A 2,522-nucleotide genomic window follows, 5' to 3' on the forward strand; every position below is an offset into this window, starting at 1 on the left:
CCTATACACGCGGTGGCCGGCGCTGGCTTGTTCCGCTGCTCGGCTTCAGCATGATCGGACCCGTCATCGATGCGGCCGAGATCTGGCTTTTCAAGGTCGTGGTGGACGACGTCCTCGTCCCGCGTGATCTGGGCCCCTTCGTCTGGATCGCCCTTGCGTACGTGGGACTCATCGTGTGCTCCGGCATGCTGGGATTCGCCGACGATGTGCTGTCCACCTGGGTCAGCGAGCGGTTCCTGCTGGACCTGCGCTCGGATGTGTTCCGGCATGTCCAGGGACTGTCGCTCGGGTTTTTCGAGCGACGAAGGCTGGGGGACGTGCTGTCCCGTGTCACCGGCGACGTCGACGCGGTCGAGACGTTCCTCCTGTCGGGGGTGGCGAACGGGCTTTATCACGTCGTGCGCCTGGGCGTCTTCCTCGGTCTGCTGTTCTACCTGCGGTGGGATCTGACTCTCCTCGCACTGGTCATCGTGCCGCTGTTCTGGTGCTCGGCCCGGCGTTTCTCCCGGCTGATCAAAGCCGCCTCACGGGAGCGCAGGCGGCGCGGCGGTTCGATCAGTGCGATCGCCGAGGAGTCGCTCGGCAACGTCGCCCTGGTCCAGGCGTACAACCGGCAGGAGTGGGAGGAGGGCCGATTCGAGCGCGAGAACGTGGGCAGGTTCCGGGCGGCGATGGCTTCGGTGCGGATCCGCGCGGCCTACGGGCCGGTCGTCGAGATCATCGAGCTGACCGGGGCGCTGGCGGTGATGGCGCTGGGCACCTGGAAGTTGGCGCAGGGCCAGCTCACGCTGGGCGGCCTGCTGGTCTTCCTGGCGCTGCTGAGCAAGCTCTACAGCCCCATCCGCGACCTGTCCGGCCTCACCAATACCTTCTACGCGGCGTCCGCCTCCGCCGAGCGGATCATCGAGTTGCTCGACCAGCGCCCCCAGGTCCTCGAAGCCGCCGACGCGCGGCGGATCGGACGTGGCCGCGGGCAGGTGGAGTTCGACGGCGTCTGCTTCCGCTATCCGGGCACGTCCCGGTGGGCGCTGTCGGATGTGTCGTTCCGGGTGGAGTCGGGCGGGACGCTGGCGGTGGTCGGGGCGAGCGGTGCGGGCAAGTCCACGGTCGCGAAGCTGCAACTGCGCTTCTACGACCCCGAACATGGGGCGGTCCGCCTCGACGGCGCCGATCTGAAGGACCTGCGGCTGTCCGAACTGCGGGAGAACGTCGCGGTGGTACTGCAGGAGACTCTCGTCTTTCACGGCTCCGTGCGCGAAAACATCGCCTACGGCCGCCCGGGGGCGACCGAGGCGGACATCGTCGCAGCGGCCCGCGCCGCCGACGCGCACGACTTCATCCGGCTCCTCCCGCAGGGTTACGACACCGTGGTGGGCCAGCGCGGTCGCACGCTCTCCGGCGGCCAGCGCCAGCGCCTGGCGATCGCCCGCGCGATGATCAGGGACGCTCCCGTGCTGCTCCTCGACGAGCCGACCACCGGGCTGGACACCCAGTCGGGCTGGCGGATCATGGAACCCCTGGGCCGGCTGATGGCCGGCCGGACCACCATCGTCATCTCCCACAATCTGCTCATGGTCCGCGACGCGACATCGATCGTGGTGCTGGACCACGGCCGGATCGTCGAGCACGGCACACACGAAGACCTGCTCGTACGCGGCGGAACCTACGCCGGGCTTCACCGGCTGAAGGGAGCGGGGGACACCGTGCCCGCCGGCTCCCCGCCCGCCGGGAAGGTGCTCTCATGACCAGGGGACTCTCATTGAGCAAGGCCGCGCCACGACCGGCTCCGCCGCCCCTGGCGCCCGGAACGAGCCCCGCGCCGGGTTACGAGGTGCTGGCGCACCTCGCCCGGACCGGATGGCTCGACCTCTACGACAGCTGGAGCGAGGAGCGGGGCTGCCGGTGCGTGGTGAAAATGGTGCGTCCCGACCGGCGTCACGAGCAGCGGCTGCGCGACCGGCTGCTGCAGGAGGGCACCTGGCTCCGCGCCTTCACCCATCCGCACCTGGTGCGCGCCTACGAGAGCGTCGAGTCGCCCGAGCCGCTCGTCGTGCTGGAAACGCTGACCGGCGAGACCCTGTCCCACCTCATCCACCGGCTGCCGCGCCGGACGGCCGCCGAGGACGTGGCCCTCCTCGGCGTGCATCTGTGTTCCGCGGTCCACTACCTGCACGGGCAGGGTCTGCTGCACCTGGACCTCAAGCCGTCCAACGTCGTCGTCGACTGCGGACACGCCAAAGTGCTCGACCTCAGCGTTGCCCGCCCGCCCGGCATCGCCCCTGCCGGCGTGGGCACCTTCTGCTATCTCGCTCCCGAACAGGCGCGCGGTGGCCCGCTGTCGGCCGCCGCCGATGCGTGGGGCATCGGCGTCACCCTGTACGAGGTGGCAACCGGCGATGTGCCGTTCGACAGCGGCGAGAGCGTGGACGAAAGCATGGACGGGGCCGGGGCCGGTGGCGGCGAACTGGACAGCCAGGACGACTGGTATCCCCAGCTCGAGGAAACCGCGCCGCCGATAGCAT

Annotated in this window: 2 protein-coding genes; both read left to right on the forward strand. The window is 69.7% G+C overall.

Translation table 11 applies throughout. The features are described from left to right. Window positions 1-1,745 (forward strand): ABC transporter ATP-binding protein (locus tag ACI2LP_RS34225; protein ID WP_404728439.1); only part of this gene is annotated, 1,745 nt, incomplete at its 5' end. Continuing rightward, window positions 1,742-2,522, forward strand: a 781-nt coding sequence (locus tag ACI2LP_RS34230) for a serine/threonine-protein kinase (RefSeq protein ID WP_404728440.1), incomplete at its 3' end; no start/stop codon positions are given. The genes ACI2LP_RS34225 and ACI2LP_RS34230, both read left to right, overlap by 4 nt.

Origin of the sequence: Streptomyces sp. NPDC019890, from assembly GCF_044903445.1 — a bacterium.
Classification (GTDB): Bacteria; Actinomycetota; Actinomycetes; order Streptomycetales; family Streptomycetaceae; genus Streptomyces.